This window comes from Salicola sp. Rm-C-2C1-2, assembly GCF_040196175.1.
GTDB lineage: Bacteria > Pseudomonadota > Gammaproteobacteria > Pseudomonadales > Oleiphilaceae > Halospina.
Genome location: NZ_JBEFNF010000001.1, coordinates 25,519 through 42,440, shown reverse-complemented (window position 1 = coordinate 42,440; position 16,922 = coordinate 25,519). Strand labels below are relative to the sequence as shown.

Sequence of the window (16,922 nt, the reverse complement as noted above, 5' to 3'; positions counted from 1 at the left end):
CGCCCAGAAACAGATCGCGGACCATCCTCCCTCGCCGATCAGAAACCTTAATCCACACGCCCCTGTTCAACCCCACCACCGTCTACTAGTCTCAATAGAAAGCATCCGGTCACAAACGAGTCACAGAAAAACGAATCAGGCTCGCAACGTGCGCCGACTTACCCATAATTGAAAACAGAATCCACGGAACAGAGGCATGATGAACTGACACTAGGGGGCCCCAGTGCGGCCAGCGTTCCGCCCGGGCCCACACCAGGTCACAGCAAGAGGGCCAAGCATGAGCATACTGCAGCGCTATCAGGACCGTTACGAGGCAACCAAGGAAGAAGAGATGAGCCTCGAGGAATACCTCAGAATCTGCAGAGAGGATTCCTCTGCCTACGCCACCGCCGCCGAGCGCATGCTGCTCGCCATCGGCGAACCGGAGCTTATCGATACCTCTCTGGACCCACGCCTCTCCCGCATCTTCCAGAATAAAGTCATCAAACGTTACCCGGAATTCTCCGAGTTCTACGGCATGGAGGAGGCGGTCGAGACCATCGTCTCCTACTTCCGCCACGCCGCCCAGGGCCTGGAGGAGAAGAAGCAGATCCTGTACCTGCTCGGCCCCGTTGGCGGCGGCAAGTCATCCCTCGCGGAAAAACTCAAGTCGCTGATGCAGAAGGTCCCCTTCTACGCCATCAAGGGCTCGCCCGTGAACGAATCGCCACTGGGGCTTTTCGACCCGGAAGAAGACGGCCCGCTCCTTGAAGAGGAATACGGCATTCCCAAGCGTTACCTCAAGCCCATCATGTCGCCCTGGGCAGTCAAGCGCCTGCACGAATACGGCGGCGACATCAGTCAGTTCCGGGTGGTCAAGAAATACCCCTCAATCCTTGACCAGACCGCCATCGCCAAGACTGAGCCTGGCGATGACAACAACCAGGACATCTCGGCACTGGTGGGCAAGGTCAACATCCGCATGCTGGAGGACTACAGCCAGGACGACCCCGACGCCTACAGCTTCAGCGGCGGTCTGAACCGCGCCAACCAGGGCATCATGGAATTCGTGGAGATGTTCAAGGCGCCCATCAAGGTGCTGCACCCGCTGCTGACCGCCACCCAGGAAGGCAACTACAACACCACCGAGGGCATGTCCTCGATCCCGTTCGACGGCATTATCATGGCCCACTCGAACGAGTCCGAGTGGCAGACCTTCCGCAACAACAAGAACAACGAAGCCTTTCTGGATCGCGTGAACATCGTCAAGGTTCCCTACTGCCTGAGAGTTACCGAAGAGAAGCAGATCTACGAGAAGCTGCTCAGGGAAAGCTCACTGGCAGGCGCCCCCTGCGCGCCTGACACCCTCAACATGCTGGCGCAGTTCACGGTTCTTTCGCGCCTGGTAGAGCCGGAGAACTCCAGCATCTACTCCAAGATGAAGGTCTACGACGGTCAGAACATCAAGGACACCGACCCCAAGGCCAAATCGATCCAGGAATACCGGGACGCGGCCGGCGTCAACGAGGGCATGGACGGGCTGTCCACCCGCTTCGCGTTCAAGATCCTGTCCAAGGTGTTCAACTTCGACACCACCGAAGTAGCCGCCAACCCCGTGCACCTGCTCTACGTCCTAGAGAAGCAGATCGAGCAGGAACAGTTTCCGCCCGAGACCCACGAGCGCTACCTGCGCTTCATCAAGGAGTTCCTGGCGCCGGAGTACGTCGACTTCATCGGCAAGGAGATCCAGACCGCCTATCTGGAGTCCTACTCCGAGTACGGCCAGAACCTGTTCGACCGCTACGTCACTTATGCGGATTTCTGGATCCAGGATCAGGACTATCGCGATCCCGAAACCGGGGAAATGTTCGACCGCGCCGCCATCAACGAAGAACTCGAGAAGATCGAGAAACCGGCCGGCATCAGCAACCCCAAGGATTTCCGCAACGAGGTGGTCAACTTCGTACTGCGCGCGCGGGCCAGCAACAACGGCAAGAATCCCTCGTGGCTCAGCTACGAGAAGCTGCGCAGCGTGATCGAGCAGAAGATGTTCTCAAACACCGAAGAGCTGCTGCCGGTAATCTCGTTCAACCCCAAAGCATCCGAGGACGACCAGCGTAAGCACCAGCAGTTTGTGGACCGGATGATCGAGCGTGGCTACACCGAGAAGCAGGTCAAGCTGCTGGCGGAGTGGTATCTGCGGGTCCGGAAATCCCAGTAGGGTAAGCAGGTGTCTTAATGGGGATCAGTCACGTCGTTGACCGTCGCCTGAACGGCAAAAACAAAAGCGCCGTGAACCGTAACCGGTTCCTGCGCCGTTACCGCAAGCACATCAAAAAAGCGGTGTCAGAAGCCGTTCATAACCGCTCCATCACCGATATGGAGCAGGGCGAACAGGTCAGTATCCCGAACGAGGACATTCACGAGCCGGTCTTCCACCACGGTGCCGGTGGCAACCGCGAAATGGTTCACCCGGGCAACAAGGAATTCGTCACCGGAGACCGGCTGCCCAAGCCGGAGGAAGGCGCCGGGAGTGGCAGCGGCCAGGGCCAGGCCAGCGATCAGGGCGAAGGCATGGACGAATTTGTGTTCCAGATCACCCAGGAAGAGTTTCTGGATTTCCTGTTCGATGACCTTGAGTTGCCCTTTCTGGTGCGCAAGAAGCTCAAAAGCACGGACTCCTTCCAATACGTCCACGCCGGCTTCACCACAGACGGCACGCCCGCCAAGCTCAATGTGGTGCGTTCGCTGCGCAAGGCCTATGCCCGGCGCATCAGCCTGGCCGGAACGCGTAAACGCCGGATCAAAGAGCTGGAGCAACAGATTGGCGAGCTGGAGACGCAACCGCATTCAGCGGATCCTGCCCTTCGCGCGGAGAGCCAGCTTGAGACACTCCGGCAGGAGCGGGACGAACTCAAACGCCAGGTCAAGCGCATCCCCTGGATTGATGATATCGACCTGCGCTACCGCCAGCACCGCAAGGAGCCCAAGCCCTCCACCAGTGCCGTGATGTTCTGCCTGATGGACGTCTCCGGCTCCATGACCCAAACGCACAAGGACATGGCCAAGCGCTTCTTCATCCTGCTGTACCTGTTCCTGCAGAAAAACTATACGCGCATCGAGGTGGTGTTCATCCGCCACCATACCGCTGCCAAGGAGGTGGACGAGGAGGAGTTCTTCTACTCCCGCGAGACCGGCGGCACCATCGTCTCCAGCGCGCTCAAGCTGATGCACCGCATCATTGAGGAACGCTACCCCAGCGACGACTGGAACATCTACGCGGCCCAGGCCTCGGACGGCGACAACTGGAACGACGACTCACCCGTGTGCCGCCAGCTTCTGCAAGAAAAGATACTGCCGCTGGTGCAGTACTACTCATACGTGGAGATCACTCCCCACGAGCACCAGGCCCTGTGGCAGGAATACGAAGCGGTGCAGGCAAACGCGCCGGATCGCTTCGCCATGCAGCAACTGTCGGACGCCAGCGAGATCTACCCGGTTTTCCGCAAACTGTTCGAACCGAAAACCGCCTGAGGAGGTGGCCATGAACAAGCCCCTATCCAGTGGTGCCGATTGGTCTTTTGAGCTGATCGAGGAGTACGACCGCGAGATCGCCCGCATCGCCGCCGACTTCGGGCTGGACACCTATCCCAACCAGATCGAGGTGATCAGTGCCGAACAGATGATGGATGCCTACAGCTCCGTGGGCATGCCCGTGGGTTACCACCACTGGTCCTTCGGCAAACAGTTTGTCCAGACGCAGAAGGGCTACCGGCGGGGTCAGATGGGACTGGCTTATGAGATCGTCATCAACTCCAACCCCTGCATCGCCTATCTCATGGAGGAGAACACCATGATGATGCAGGCGCTGGTCATCGCCCACGCCAGCTACGGCCATAATTCGTTTTTCAAGAACAACTACCTGTTCCGCACCTGGACTGACGCCAGCTCCATCATCGACTACCTGATGTTCGCCCGCAACTATGTGGCCGAATGCGAGGAACGCCACGGCGTAGAGGAAGTCGAGGCCATACTCGACTCCTGCCACGCGTTGATGAACCAGGGCGTGGACCGCTACAAACGCCCCGCCCCGATTTCCGCCGAGGAAGAACGCCGGCGCCAGAAGGAGCGCGAAGCGTACCGCCAGCAACAGGTCAACGACCTCTGGCGAACCATCCCCGAGATGGGCGGCGATGACGACCCCGAATCGCAGCAGCGGCGCTTCCCTGAAGAGCCGCAGGAAAATCTGCTCTATTTCATCGAGAAGAACGCCCCCCTGCTGGAGACCTGGCAGCGCGAGCTGGTGCGCATCGTGCGCAAGATTGCCCAGTACTTCTACCCGCAACGCCAGACACAGGTGATGAACGAGGGCTGGGCTAGCTTCTGGCACTACACCATCATTCACCAGATGTACGAGGAAGGTCTGGTGGACGACGGGTTCATGCTGGAGTTCTACCAGAACCACACGGCAGTCATCTATCAACCACCATTCGACAGCCGCTACTACTCCGGGCTCAACCCCTACACTCTGGGCTTTTCCATCTATATGGATCTCAAGCGGATGTGCCAGACCCCCACTGAGGAAGACAGGGAATGGTTCCCGGACATCGCCGGCGGTGACTGGCGCCAGACCCTGGATTTCGCCATGCGCAACTTCAAGGACGAAAGCTTCATCCTGCAGTACCTCTCCCCCAAAGTGATGAGGGATCTCAAACTGTTCGCCATTGCCGACGAGGAAGACGACGATGCCTACGAGATCAAGGCCATTCACGACGACCGGGGTTACCGGCGCGTGCGCGAGAAACTCGCCCGCCAGTACAACCTGAGCTACAAGGACCCCAATATCCAGGTCTGGAACGTGAACACCCGCGGCGACCGTTCACTGCTGCTGCGCCACACCCGGGTCAATGGCATCCCCATGGCGGACGACGACACTCAGGAGGTGCTCAGGCACGTGCACCGGCTCTGGGGGTTCAATGTCGCGCTCGAGAGCGTGGACAACGGCGAGGTGATGACGCGTTACCGGATGCCGCCTGAAAGCGACAGCAACACCCGCCACTCAGCAGCCTGAAGGCCGTTCGGGGTTCAGAAGTGCATTGTCAGGCCGCCAATGATGCCGACGTTGCCATCGTAATAATCGGCCTGCGCCAGCACGCTCACATTGCGCTGCCAACTGTAACGGGCGGTACCGGTGACCCCGAGATAATCCATGTCACCACTGATGTAGCGCGCGGAAGCCCCGATTTCCAGGTCCCGGTGCAGCTGACGGCGGATGCCGCCCCGCAGGCCCGGCGCCACATCATCCGTGCTGGCGTCTGAGCATGACTTGGTCCCCTGGAACGTATTGGTAACACACCGCTCAACTTGCACTTCCTGATACTCCAGCGTCAGCCCACCCCAGACATCCGTACGGTGATCCATTGCATAGCGGTAGCCCCCACCCCCGTGGATCGCGGTAACGTCGATATCCCCGGTCAGTGCCTTGAGCCCGCCCAACATGAACCACTCCGGGGCCAGAGTCTGACTGCCCCGCACCTGCGCCCCCAGAAGAGTCTCGCTCTCAAAGTTGGGGTAGAGGGCAACACCAGCTTCAGCGAAGGAAAAGGACGGGCCCTGGGCCCACACTGGCGCCGCCAGGCAGGCCAGAAATGGCACAACAAACCTGGATGACATGGTTTTCATTCTCCCTTACTGCTGCGAAACAGGCCGCGCCGAGGATAACGCGCTGGCACTGCAGTAACAGGCCATAAAACTGGAAATGTGTTTCCTGTCACAGGTTGTACGCATTATTCCGCCAGTGCCGAAAGCGCTGCCTCGCTGGTGTAGAACGCCTCAAGCCGCCGGCGCACAATCCCCTCCAGCAGACCGTTCGCCTTCAGTGCCTCCAGTACCTGGGGGAGGACTGCATCCACTTCCGTCATCACCGTTGCCTGGTCAATATTGAACTCGGCCAGCAACTCCCCCAGAAAGCGATCCCCGTAGAACTCGAACAGCCGGTTGACCACCGTTTCATAGGCGTTGCGGTAATAGTCGCTCTTGCGGAAAGCGAGCCAATAGTCATACCCCATGACCACGAACTCGCTCCACTCCACCTCGCCCAGACCCTGCGCCAGCTCCTCCAGGGGGCGGTCGCAGAAAGCATCCCAGGCATCCATCACGCTGGTCTTGAGCTCCTGATCCGTCAGGTGCTCAGCCAGGAAATCCGCGCTCTGGCGGGTCAGCTTCTCCACATTGCGCGAAATAGAGCTCTTGATGCTTTTCTCCCAGACCTCATCCAGCCCGGAAACCGCCTTGTTGAGCATCTTCGAGCTGAACCTGAGTGCTGAACCAACCCCCGGCACCCGACGGCTCAGCAGGTTCTCCTCATAGACGTAGCGCACGATGGCTTCATACATCAGGTTCGCCACCAGCTCCCGGTAAACCGGCTGATCCAGCATCCGGTCGATCAGCTGCTGTCGCTGCTCCCTGAGCAGCAGCACCTGGTCCACGAACCCCTCCAGCCGCTGCCGATCCATGATGTCCGCCAGCGTTGCCTGGCGGTGAAACGCCGAACCAATCACTTCCTGGGTGAAGGTCGCCGCCATCTCTGGAATGACCGCCGGCATCTCACGTGCAACTGTGTGGCGGTGGATGATGCCGTTGACCGTCTCCGCGCTGATCACATCATTCATCCGGATGCGATCCGCCGCCTCAAAAACATAACCCACCTCCCTTTCCAGATCCTCGCGCAGCGCATTCGTATCCATGCGGGCCAGCTCATGCTGGACGTGCGCCTCCAGCAATCGCGCCAGAACCTTCTCAGAATCACTTGCCACCATGACCTCCTTAACCCCGGAACAGGATGTGCAGCAAACCACAGATCAGCCCCGCGTGCATTTGCTCTTGCGACCGGTGTGCGGCGCCGCACACGTTGACAGAGATAGCCTCAGCGGCTATACCTCTGCTCACATAATCAGCCCCCTACAGCGAATTCCAGCAGATGAGGCGCCACCATGAATCGACTTCTTCCCGCCATCGCCCTGATCGCAACTGCCCTCCCTCTGCAGGCGCAGACCAACGGGGACTATGAATACCCTTATTCCGGCGTCAGCGGTGGCCTCGCGTCCCTGTCCGACGCCTGCGATAACCGCGGCTCAAGCTGCGACGATGAAGCCAGCTTTTTCCGGGTCTATAGTGGCGCCCGGCTGCTGTCGAACTTCGGGGTGGAAGTCGGTTACACCCAGAGTCAGGATTTTGAGCTCGCCGACTCGCCCAGTACTGACCTCAGCCTTCAGGGTCTGGACATTACCGGTCTGGTGCACCTGCCACTGGCTGAGCGCATTGATGTTTTCGCCAAAGTGGGCGGCCTTTTCTGGAACTCCGAGCTGAACGCCAGCAGTGGCTCAGCGGATGACAGCGGCTTCAGTGTGCGCACTGGTGTGGGTGCCCAGATGGGCGTGACCGACAACCTCTACCTGCGTGCGGATTTCGACTACATTCCCGGTGTCGACTATGGCAGCGCCACATCATCTGACGACGACCTGGGCCTGCTCAGCGGCTCCATCCAGTACCACTTCTGACCCCCGCATCTCGGTTTCTCCCCATGGCCCGGCGTCGCTTCCGGGCCTAGCCTGCCCCACAACAGTGCATTGATGTAAGCATTTCCCGACACCACAACGCGGGAAATCCGGAGAGGTTTATGGTTCTGGACCGTCACGTGCATCGCGACGCTGGCCTTCTGGCGCTGCTCTGGCTGGCCGGTCTCTACATGCGCCTGCCCATATTGGTTGCCCCGGCCCTGGCACCTGCCATTGCCGATGAACTGACCCTGAGCCAGACCCACATCGGGGCCCTGACCACCCTCCCCGTCCTTATGCTGGCGCTGGGCGCCCTCATGGGATCGCTTCTCATCATGCGCCTGGGCCCACGCAACGCGCTGGTTGCCGCCCTTGGGGTCGTCGCTGTGATGTCAGCGGGCCGAGGGCTCGCCGAGGGTCCTGTCCTGCTCCTGACCGCGAGCGCCCTGATGGGCCTCGGCATCGCCGTCATGCAGCCTTCGTTGCCGGCCCTGTTGCCGCGCTGGCTGTCTCCGACCCGGGTCGCTCTGGGTTCCGCCTGCTACATGAACGGCATGCTGATGGGTGAGTTCGTCGGTGCCGGTCTTACCCTGCCCGTGATCATGCCCCTGACCGGCGAAAGCTGGCGCCTAACACTGCTGGTCTGGTCGCTGCCGGCGGCCCTGATCGCCCTGTTGCTCCTAGTACCGAAAACCAGCCACAACGGCGGGGATGGCAATGCGCAATGGCTGCCCCGGCTGCGGGATCCACTCATGTGGAAACTCGGTCTGCTGCTGGCCGGCACATCCTCGCTGTTCTTCGGCACCAATGCCTACATGGCCAGCGTGCTGGAACAACGGGGCGAACTCGCACGCCTTGATGCCACGCTGCTCTGTTTCAACTTCGCCCAGGTGGCCGCCTCGACCCTGATGCTCTGGATGGCCCGGCAATGGGTAGGCCGGCGCGGCCCGATCCTCTGGAGCGCGGGGCTCAGCGTTACCACCATGCTCGGGTTCATCCTCGTGGACGGCTGGGTCGGTGTCGCCTTCGCCGTCCTGATGAGCTTCTTCGCGGGTATCCTGTTGATCCTGATCGTATCTCTGCCCCCACAGCTTGTCAGCAGCAGCGAGGCAGGGAAGCTCTCGGCCGGTAACTTCACAATCGGCTACACCTTCGCATTCGTGATCCCGCTCATCGGCGGCGTCGCCGCCGATACAAGCGGCCAGGCCCTTGCCGCCGTGGGCTTCATCACACTCTTTTCGGCCGCCACCGTACCGCTGGCACTGCGACTGAAACTTCCGCACTGACGTACCGGTTTGGCCTCAAGCATTGACTATAGCTGCACTAAAAACGGGCCCAGATCGGGGCCCGTCAGTGCCACTCATGTCCAGGCGCTGGCTTTAGCGCAGGACGATCCTGTAAATGGATGTGCTCCCACTAACTTCATTACCCACGATCAGTAGCGGGCGATCACCCGGGCTGGCAGCGGCGGGGACGAAAGCCATGCCCTCCGGACCGATGTCGCCCGCCGCAGGGTTGGCCACCTCTTCCTTGTCGCCGTCGTTATCCACATCCTTTTTTAGGAAACGGTCTTCTGTGAAATCCCGATTCGAGGTGTACTGGACGAATTCGGCGGCGTGGGGGTTGGTCACGTCATAGACCATTATCCCGCCCTGGCGCTCGAGGCCGATGAAAGCAAAGGTGCGGCCATCCACGTCACCAACGGCCAACGCCTCCGGCTCGGTGCCTTTGGCGGTGCTCCGCTCTTCAGCGCCCAGGTCGTCGTCGTTATCGACGTTAAAGTGCTCAGGCGCCACTTCGGCGACCTTGCGTGCAAACTCGTCGCCACTGTCAAAGATCAGATTGCCCTGGCCATCGCGAATGGAGAAAGAACGTGCACCGTAGCTGTAGAGCTTTTCCACTTTGTCGTCGCCGTCCTCGTCACCCAGTGTGAAGGTAGAATCCAGATCGCCGGCGTTTTCATCCTTGAAGACATCTGAGTAATCGAAGTCACTATCAATCTGGCCCTCGAAAGCATCCAGGGCAATCTCTTCACTAAGGGCGTCGTATTCCCGGGCGTCCCCTTCGTTGGCGGTAAGCACGTAGGTCTCTCCATTCTGGGTAAAGGAGGCCACCGAGTCCGGCATGTACATACCGGAGATGGGGTGCGTCTGGATATTGACCGCGCCCTCTTCCGCCGGACCATCCTCGTCACTGGCATCCAGGCCCATGCCGGGGACATTGTGGTTCTTGAAACCCAGGGCCTGGATGGCGCTGATCTCGGCAGCGGCCAAGTCCACCCTGGCGAGGGCGTTGTTCTCCTGAAGGCTAACCCAAGCGGTCTTGCCATCCTCGGCGACTGTGATGTACTCCGGCTCCAGGTCCTGCGCGACCGTGGAACCGCCCTCGTAGGGGTAGACGGCGAGATCGCCGAGCTGATCGTATTCTTTCGTGTCACCGTCCAGCTCGTCGTGGAGGGTGAGGGTGTTTCCAGATTTGGAAGTGACGCGGTAGGCGACGGGATCGTCGTTACTGGCGATGGTCACCCATTGGTCAACCGAGATTCCGGAAGCATCATCCACCGTGACCGTTGCCGGGTCGGTATCCGCGACGCTGGTCACTCCCAGCCCCTGAACGCCCTCGTTCCCGAAGATCCGCACGTCGTCGGGCAGCTCGCCGGCTTTGGCATTGCCCTGGTTGAAGGCCGTAAACCCGGCTTTTTGTTCGGACGCCGAGGCCACCCCACCGCTCAGGTCAATGATGCTTACCGAACCCTCGGGGTCATTGCTGTAGTCGTCATTGGGCTCGCCCTCATTGGCGACCAGCACGGTGCTGTCATCGGCGAAGGTCACCATGTCCGGCAGGGCGCCCACTTTCACGCTACCCAGGAAGGTGCGGTCGCTGGCCTGGTAGAAGGCCACATAGCCGTTGGCCTGTTCGTCGTCGGCGGCTACGGCTACGGCGACGGTGCCACCCCCGACCGCCACGGAATTGACATCGCCCATAGCCCCGTCATTCAGCCCGTTGTCGTCCTCCACATCGGAGGCAGCATTAATGTCATCCCCCGATTTGGTGGGGTTAGCGGGCGAGCTGATATTCAGGATCTGAGCTACGCCAGCGTTGGCATTCACCAGAAAGATTTCCTGGGTGCCCTTGTTGTAAGAGACGATTTCCGCTGCGCCCTCGTCGAAGGGGGCGTCCACTGGGGCATATCGACCGGTTTGCTCAAGGGCAACCGTCGCGGCCCCCTGAGACCCTTCCGGACCTGACGGCCCCTGAGGCCCTTCCGGGCCTGACGGCCCCTGCGCGCCTCGTGGTCCCTGGTCGCCGTCGTCGCCAACGCAACCGCCCAGCGTGATGGCTAATCCCATAGTCAGTGGGGCAAGCGCTAACTGAAAACAGACTCTGCCGTGCTGTTGCCGCAACATAGATCATCTCCTTGTTTATGGTTAATGCTCTGATCGAGCTCGACCCAAACTAGCGCGGGCTTGTGACACGTTTCTGACAATAGGAAGGGCGCTGCGCACTATCGGGCAAAACATGTCCGTGTCTGCACGGGCATTAACCAGGCACTCTGAGCGGATCGGGCCAATCTGCATGGCCGGCAAATGCACCACCTCAGCATCTGTTCATGGGTTACTGCTGACCTTTGAAAATGCGGATTCTACTCGTACAGATCCCCTATCAACACGATTAACCCTGGCCATGCTCATTTTCGTATAATCATGGTCACCAACAGATTTTGGCGTGACCCGAAGTACGCTGAATAAATACCTGACAAAAACACTCAACTTTTGTACAATTGGGCTGCATAAAAAGGCTGGGCGTAGAAACCAGTGGGCGCTTAAAGCGCATGCATTTGGGGTTGGATGAATTCCGGCAAGACATCCGCTAACGCTGTCTTCTCCGAATTTATCCGTTCATGAAAGGCCGGCGCCACGCAGCGCGGGCCCGAAAACAGTGGAGTTGCAGCCATGGCCGAATCCAATAAGCCCGAAGACTTCGTCAAGCACGAATACGAAGCCGGCTTTGTCACCGACATCGAATCGGACACCTTCGAGCCCGGTCTGAACGAAGGCGTTATCAAGCGTCTTTCCGAGATCAAGGGCGAACCGGAGTGGATGCTCGAATGGCGCCTGGAAGCCTACCGCCAGTTCCAGGAGATGACTGAGCCCAACTGGCAGAAGGTTAACTTTGAACCAGTGGACCTGCAGTCCATTTCCTATTACTCAGCGCCCAAGAAAGACACCGACAAGCCGCAGAGCCTCGACGAGGTCGACCCTGAGCTGCTGCGCACCTATGAAAAACTCGGCATCCCGCTGCACGAGCAGAAAGCGCTCGCCGGCGTCGCCGGTGCTGGCACCCCGGCAGAGGCCGAAGTCGGTGGCAGTGACGAAGGTGCGGAACAGGAAGGCGGCGCGTACAGCAACGTCGCCGTGGACGCGGTCTTCGACTCCGTCTCCGTCGTCACCACCTTCAAGAACAAGCTGGCCGAAGCAGGCGTGATCTTCTGCTCCATCTCCGAAGCTCTGCAGGAGCATCCTGAGCTGGTGAAGAAGTACCTCGGCTCCGTTGTGCCACGTGGCGACAACTACTTCGCCTCACTCAACTCCGCCGTGTTCAGTGACGGCTCTTTCGTGTACGTGCCCAAGGGCGTCAAGTGCCCGATGGAGCTGTCCACCTACTTCCGCATCAACGCGGAAAACACCGGCCAGTTCGAGCGCACGCTGATCATTGCCGATGAAGGCGCCTCCGTGAGCTACCTCGAAGGCTGCACCGCCCCCCAGCGCGACGAGAACCAGCTCCACGCCGCCGTTGTTGAACTGGTCGCGCTCGACGACGCGGAGGTCAAGTACTCTACGGTCCAGAACTGGTATCCCGGTGACGAAAACGGCAAAGGTGGCATCTTCAACTTCGTCACCAAGCGCGGTATGGCACGTGGCAAAAACTCCAAGATCTCCTGGACCCAGGTCGAGACCGGTTCCGCCGTCACCTGGAAATACCCCAGCTGCGTGCTCAAGGGCGACAACAGCGTCGGCGAGTTCTATTCGGTGGCGCTGACCAACAACTACCAGCAGGCCGACACCGGCACCAAGATGGTCCACCTGGGTAAGAACACCCGCAGCACCATCATTGCCAAGGGGATCTCCGCCGGCCACAGCGACCAGAGCTACCGCGGCCTGGTGAAGTTCCAGCCCACTGCCGAAGGCGCGCGCAACTTCACCCAGTGCGACTCGCTGCTGATCGGCGACACCTGCGGCGCCCACACGTTCCCCTACATCGAGAACAAAAACAGCTCCGCAACGGTGGAACACGAAGCCACCACCTCCAAGGTGAGCGACGAACAGATGCTGTTCTGCCGCCAGCGCGGCATCGATCCGGAACAGGCCGTGTCCATGATCGTCAACGGCTTCTGCAAGGAAGTCTTCCAGGAACTGCCCATGGAATTTGCCGTCGAAGCCGGCAAACTGCTGGAAGTGAGCCTGGAAGGGTCCGTCGGCTGATCCAGGCTCGAGCCCTGCGTATTCAGGGCGTGCGAATCGAGGCGGGTGTGGCGCTACTCACCGGGAAGCTCTGGAGCCATGGATGGCGGAAGAGCAGCGTACACGGACGTATTCACAGCGATTCCCGGTGAGTAGTGCCATACCCGCCGCAGGCAACAAATCATCAGTCTTGAAACAACTGAAAACGCTATAGAGAGCACCCACATGCTGACCATCAAAAACCTCCACGCCAGCGTCGAGGGCACCCCCATCCTCAAGGGCATCAACCTCGACATCCAACCCGGCGAAGTGCACGCCGTCATGGGCCCCAACGGTTCCGGCAAATCCACCCTCGCCCAGGTCCTCGTCGGCCATGAAGCCTTCGAAGTAACCGACGGCGAAATCCTGTTCGACGGCCATAATCTGCTCGATCTGGAAGTAGAAGAACGTGCACTTGCCGGCCTGTTCCTGGCGTTCCAGTACCCGGTCGAAATTCCCGGCGTCAGTAACCTTCAGTTCCTGCGCGAGGCCGTCAACAACCTGCGCAAGCACCGTGGCCAGAACGAGCTCGACGCCCCCAGCTTCATGAAACTCGCCAAGGAAAAAGCCAAGCAGGTCGACCTCAATACCGACTTCCTCAAGCGCGGCGTCAACGAAGGCTTCTCCGGCGGCGAGAAAAAGCGCAACGAGATCATGCAGATGCTGCTGATGGAACCGCGCCTGGGCATCCTCGACGAGACCGACTCCGGGCTCGACATCGACGCCCTCAAAACCATAGCCGGCGGCGTCAACACCCTGCGCGATGACAACCGCTCCTTCCTGGTTGTTACCCACTACCAGCGCCTGCTCAACCACATCGTGCCGGACGTCGTGCACGTGCTCGCCGGTGGCCAGATCATCAAGAGCGGCGACAAGCAGCTGGCGATGGAACTCGAAGAACACGGCTATGGCTGGCTCGGCATCAACGAAGCGGAAGCAGCCGGTTAAGGAGGTTCCATGACACTTGCGCACAAGACGCCCGCAACACCGCTGGACACTGCCTTCACACCGCAAGGCGGAAAGCAGCTGCCCGCGCCGCTGAAAAGCCTGCGCGACATCCGCAGCAACGCCATCACCGGCATGGCCCTGCCCAACCGCCGGACCGAAAACTGGAAATACTCCAGCCGTTACCTCAAGCTGGATCCGGAACTGGCACCGCTGACCCAGGCCACCGGCGATGCCGATTACCGCAGCGTGGAAGGCATCTACCGTTTGGTAATCCGCAATGGCGTGGTGGACCTGGACCACAGCGAGCTGCCCACTGCCAGCGGCGTTGACATCCGCCGGTTCGCCGACCTAGACGACGTCACTGCGCAAAGCGTGGCGAAAAAACTGGATACCACGCTGGATCACGGCACCACCCAGCTCGCCGCGCTCAACACCGCGCGCCTGGAAGACGGCCTGCTGATCCGGCTGGGCGCCGACATCAGCGTAGACAAACCAGTATACGTGCAGTACGTCACGGATGCCGGCGCCAGCGGCTCCAACTACCCGCGCCTGATGGTCGAAGCGGGCCAGGGCAGCAAGATGACGCTGGTGGAAGAGTTCATCAGTAACGGCGAGCAGCCGGTACTGGTGGACAGCGTCTCCGAGCTGCTGCTCGATGACAGCGCCAATATCACCTACATCCGCCTGTGCATGGACCCGGTCAACGTCCGCCAGGTCGGCGCCACCGGCGTGAAGGTTGGCGCCAATGCCCGGCTTGACAGCCACTGCATCGGCTTTGGCGGCGACCTGCGCCGCCACGATCTGCAGGTGCGCCTTGAAGGCCAGGGCGGCTACACCCGGCTTAACGGCATCGCCCTGACCCAGGACCGCCAGCACTACGACAACCACACGGCCATTGACCATGTGGTGCCCAACTGCGACAGCGACGAGAACTACCGCTGCCTAGCGGCGGATCGCTCACATGCCGTGTTCAACGGTCGCATTCATATCCACCCGGACGCCCAGCAGTCGCACGCGGATATGAACAACAAAAACCTGCTGCTGTCGACCAACGCCGAGATCGATACCAAGCCGGAGCTAGAGATCTATGCGGACGACGTCACCTGCGCCCACGGCGCCACCGTCGGCCAGCTGGATGAGAGCTCGCTGTTCTACCTGACCTCACGCGGCATCGACCGCGACACGGCTGCTACCATGCTCAGCATGGCTTTCGTGCATGAGCTGGTGGGCCAAGTGCCGCTCGAAGACATCCGCGAGGCGGTCAACACCCGCCTCACGGACTTCATCGAGGCCAGCTTCAGGAGGGCCGCTGAATGAACCTGGAGCAGGTGCGCACGGATTTCCCCATTCTCGAGCAGCAGATCAACGGTAAGCCTCTGATCTATCTGGACAACGCCGCCTCGTCGCAGAAGCCGCAGGCGGTGATGGAGGCGATGACCCAGTACCTGCGCGAGACCCACTCCAACGTACACCGCGGCGCCCACACCCTGGGCGACCGCGCCACGTCGTTGTTCGAGGGTGCCCGCGAAACAGTGCGCGCCCAGATCAACGCCGCCAGCGCCAATGAGATCATCTGGACACGCGGCACCACCGAAGGCATCAACCTGGTGGCCAACGGGTTCTATCGCAGCCTGAAGCAGGGTGACGAGATCCTGGTCTCGCGCATGGAACACCACGCCAACATCGTGCCCTGGCAGATGCTGGCCGAGGCCACCGGCGCAACCCTGAAGGTGATCGAGGTCACCCCCGAGGGCGAGCTGGATCAGCAGAGCTTCCGTGACCAGCTCAGTGAGCGCACAAAAGTCTTCGCCATCACCGAAGTATCTAACGTTCTGGGTACCATCAACCCGGCAACGGCGATGGTTGCCGCCGCCAAGCAGGTGGGCGCGTACACCCTGGTCGACGGCGCCCAGGCCATCCCGCACCTGGGTGCGGACGTACAGGCGCTGGACTGTGACTTCTACGTGTTCTCCGGCCACAAGCTGTTCGGCCCCACCGGCATCGGCGTGCTGTACGGCCGAGAAGACCTGCTTAACGAATGGCCCGTTTACCAGACCGGTGGTGAGATGATCCACCGGGTAAGCTTTGAGGGCACCAGCTTCCAGAAAGCGCCCTACCGCTTCGAGGCCGGCACGCCGGCCATCGCCGAGGCCGTCGGGCTGGCCACCGCCATGCGCTACCTCAACGACCTGGGCCATGACAATGTTCATGAGGCAGAGACCGCCCTGGGCCGGCGCGTGGACGATTGGGTCGGCGACTTCCCCGGCCTGACCCGTTACGGCCAGGCGCCCAACCGGGTACCCGTGCTCTCGTTCTGGCTCGAGGGTCTGCATCCCAGCGATCTGGGCACCCTGCTGGACCAGCAGGGCATTGCCATCCGCACAGGCCATCACTGCTGCATGCCGCTTATGGAGCATTTTGGCATTGCAGGGACTGCCAGAGCCTCATTCGCGTTTTATAATACGGTGGAAGAGGTGGATTCGTTCTTCCAGGGTCTGCAGAAGATCCAGCGCCTGTTCACCGGCAAGTAAGAAACACAATCGCCCATCGGAATCAGGAGGGCAAGATGACAGCGGAAACTGTAACGCCACAGACCGGCGTCACCATGACCGAAGCCGCCATCGATCACAGTCGCGAACAACTGAAAAAGCGCCCGGAAATGGCCGGGGTACGCCTTGGCACCAAGAAATCCGGCTGTTCCGGGTTCAAATACACCACATCCTTCGTGGAGCAACCCGGTGAAGACGACATTGCCTTCCCGGTAGCCGATGACGTCACCGTCTACGTCAGCAGCACCGACCTCACCATGGTGGGTGGCACCGAGATTGGTTTCATTACACAGGGCGTCAACAGTATGTTTGAATTCCGCAATCCCAACGCCACCGCCGAATGCGGCTGCGGCGAAAGCTTTGCGGTGAACTGAGGCAACCGGAACAGA

The 16,922-nt window shown here is 60.4% G+C and carries 13 protein-coding genes; 10 read left to right on the top strand and 3 right to left on the bottom strand.

The window, feature by feature from the left end; genetic code table 11:
• The first annotated feature begins 277 nt into the window (after nt 1–277).
• The 3 genes from AAF659_RS00190 to AAF659_RS00180 are packed head-to-tail and all read left to right on the top strand — an operon-like array spanning nt 278 to nt 5,050.
• Nucleotides 278–2,200, top strand: a complete 1,923-nt coding sequence (locus tag AAF659_RS00190) for a PrkA family serine protein kinase (protein WP_349749671.1) — start codon at nt 278–280, stop codon at nt 2,198–2,200.
• A 17-nt stretch (nt 2,201–2,217) separates the two neighbouring features.
• A complete protein-coding gene (locus AAF659_RS00185; protein ID WP_502949177.1) occupies nt 2,218–3,513 on the top strand; it encodes a YeaH/YhbH family protein in 1,296 nt (431 codons plus the stop codon).
• A 10-nt stretch (nt 3,514–3,523) separates the two neighbouring features.
• Complete coding sequence (locus AAF659_RS00180) at nt 3,524–5,050, top strand: SpoVR family protein (RefSeq protein WP_349749670.1); 1,527 nt, start codon at nt 3,524–3,526, stop codon at nt 5,048–5,050.
• Nucleotides 5,051–5,064: 14 nt separating this feature from the next.
• On the opposite strand, the gene AAF659_RS00175 is transcribed toward AAF659_RS00180, so the two are convergent.
• Complete coding sequence (locus AAF659_RS00175) at nt 5,065–5,652, bottom strand: hypothetical protein (protein WP_349749669.1); 588 nt, start codon at nt 5,650–5,652, stop codon at nt 5,065–5,067.
• A gap of 113 nt (nt 5,653–5,765) precedes the next feature.
• Nucleotides 5,766–6,797, bottom strand: coding sequence for a hypothetical protein (locus AAF659_RS00170; RefSeq protein ID WP_349749668.1), 1,032 nt, complete (start codon nt 6,795–6,797; stop codon nt 5,766–5,768).
• Nucleotides 6,798–6,971: 174 nt separating this feature from the next.
• On the opposite strand from AAF659_RS00170, the gene AAF659_RS00165 reads away from it, so the two are divergent.
• Nucleotides 6,972–7,538 carry an outer membrane beta-barrel protein gene (locus tag AAF659_RS00165; protein ID WP_349749667.1) on the top strand — a complete coding sequence of 189 codons (567 nt, stop codon included), beginning with the start codon at nt 6,972–6,974 and terminating at the stop codon, nt 7,536–7,538.
• Nucleotides 7,539–7,675: 137 nt separating this feature from the next.
• Nucleotides 7,676–8,821 carry an MFS transporter gene (locus AAF659_RS00160; protein ID WP_349749666.1) on the top strand — a complete coding sequence of 382 codons (1,146 nt, stop codon included), beginning with the start codon at nt 7,676–7,678 and terminating at the stop codon, nt 8,819–8,821.
• 93 nt (nt 8,822–8,914) lie between these two features.
• Here the strand turns inward: AAF659_RS00160 and AAF659_RS00155 are convergent, their stop codons facing one another.
• On the bottom strand, nt 8,915–10,942 hold the full coding sequence (locus AAF659_RS00155; RefSeq protein ID WP_349749665.1) for a choice-of-anchor I family protein: 2,028 nt from the start codon (nt 10,940–10,942) through the stop codon (nt 8,915–8,917).
• A gap of 546 nt (nt 10,943–11,488) precedes the next feature.
• Between AAF659_RS00155 and sufB the strand changes: the two genes are divergently transcribed.
• The 5 genes from sufB (at nt 11,489) to AAF659_RS00130 (ending at nt 16,907) form a co-directional block, all read left to right on the top strand.
• Entirely contained in the window at nt 11,489–13,018 is a 1,530-nt protein-coding gene (sufB, locus tag AAF659_RS00150; protein ID WP_349749664.1) for a Fe-S cluster assembly protein SufB, read from the top strand.
• A gap of 204 nt (nt 13,019–13,222) precedes the next feature.
• Complete coding sequence (sufC, locus tag AAF659_RS00145) at nt 13,223–13,984, top strand: Fe-S cluster assembly ATPase SufC (protein WP_349749663.1); 762 nt, start codon at nt 13,223–13,225, stop codon at nt 13,982–13,984.
• Nucleotides 13,985–13,993: 9 nt separating this feature from the next.
• Nucleotides 13,994–15,301 carry a Fe-S cluster assembly protein SufD gene (sufD, locus tag AAF659_RS00140; protein ID WP_349749662.1) on the top strand — a complete coding sequence of 436 codons (1,308 nt, stop codon included), beginning with the start codon at nt 13,994–13,996 and terminating at the stop codon, nt 15,299–15,301.
• Nucleotides 15,298–16,515 (top strand): cysteine desulfurase, encoded by a 1,218-nt coding sequence (locus tag AAF659_RS00135; protein ID WP_349749661.1) that lies wholly within the window; start codon nt 15,298–15,300, stop codon nt 16,513–16,515. Before sufD ends, AAF659_RS00135 begins: the two co-directional genes overlap by 4 nt.
• A gap of 35 nt (nt 16,516–16,550) precedes the next feature.
• Nucleotides 16,551–16,907, top strand: a complete 357-nt coding sequence (locus tag AAF659_RS00130) for a HesB/IscA family protein (RefSeq protein ID WP_349749660.1) — start codon at nt 16,551–16,553, stop codon at nt 16,905–16,907.
• Nucleotides 16,908–16,922: the final 15 nt, after the last annotated feature.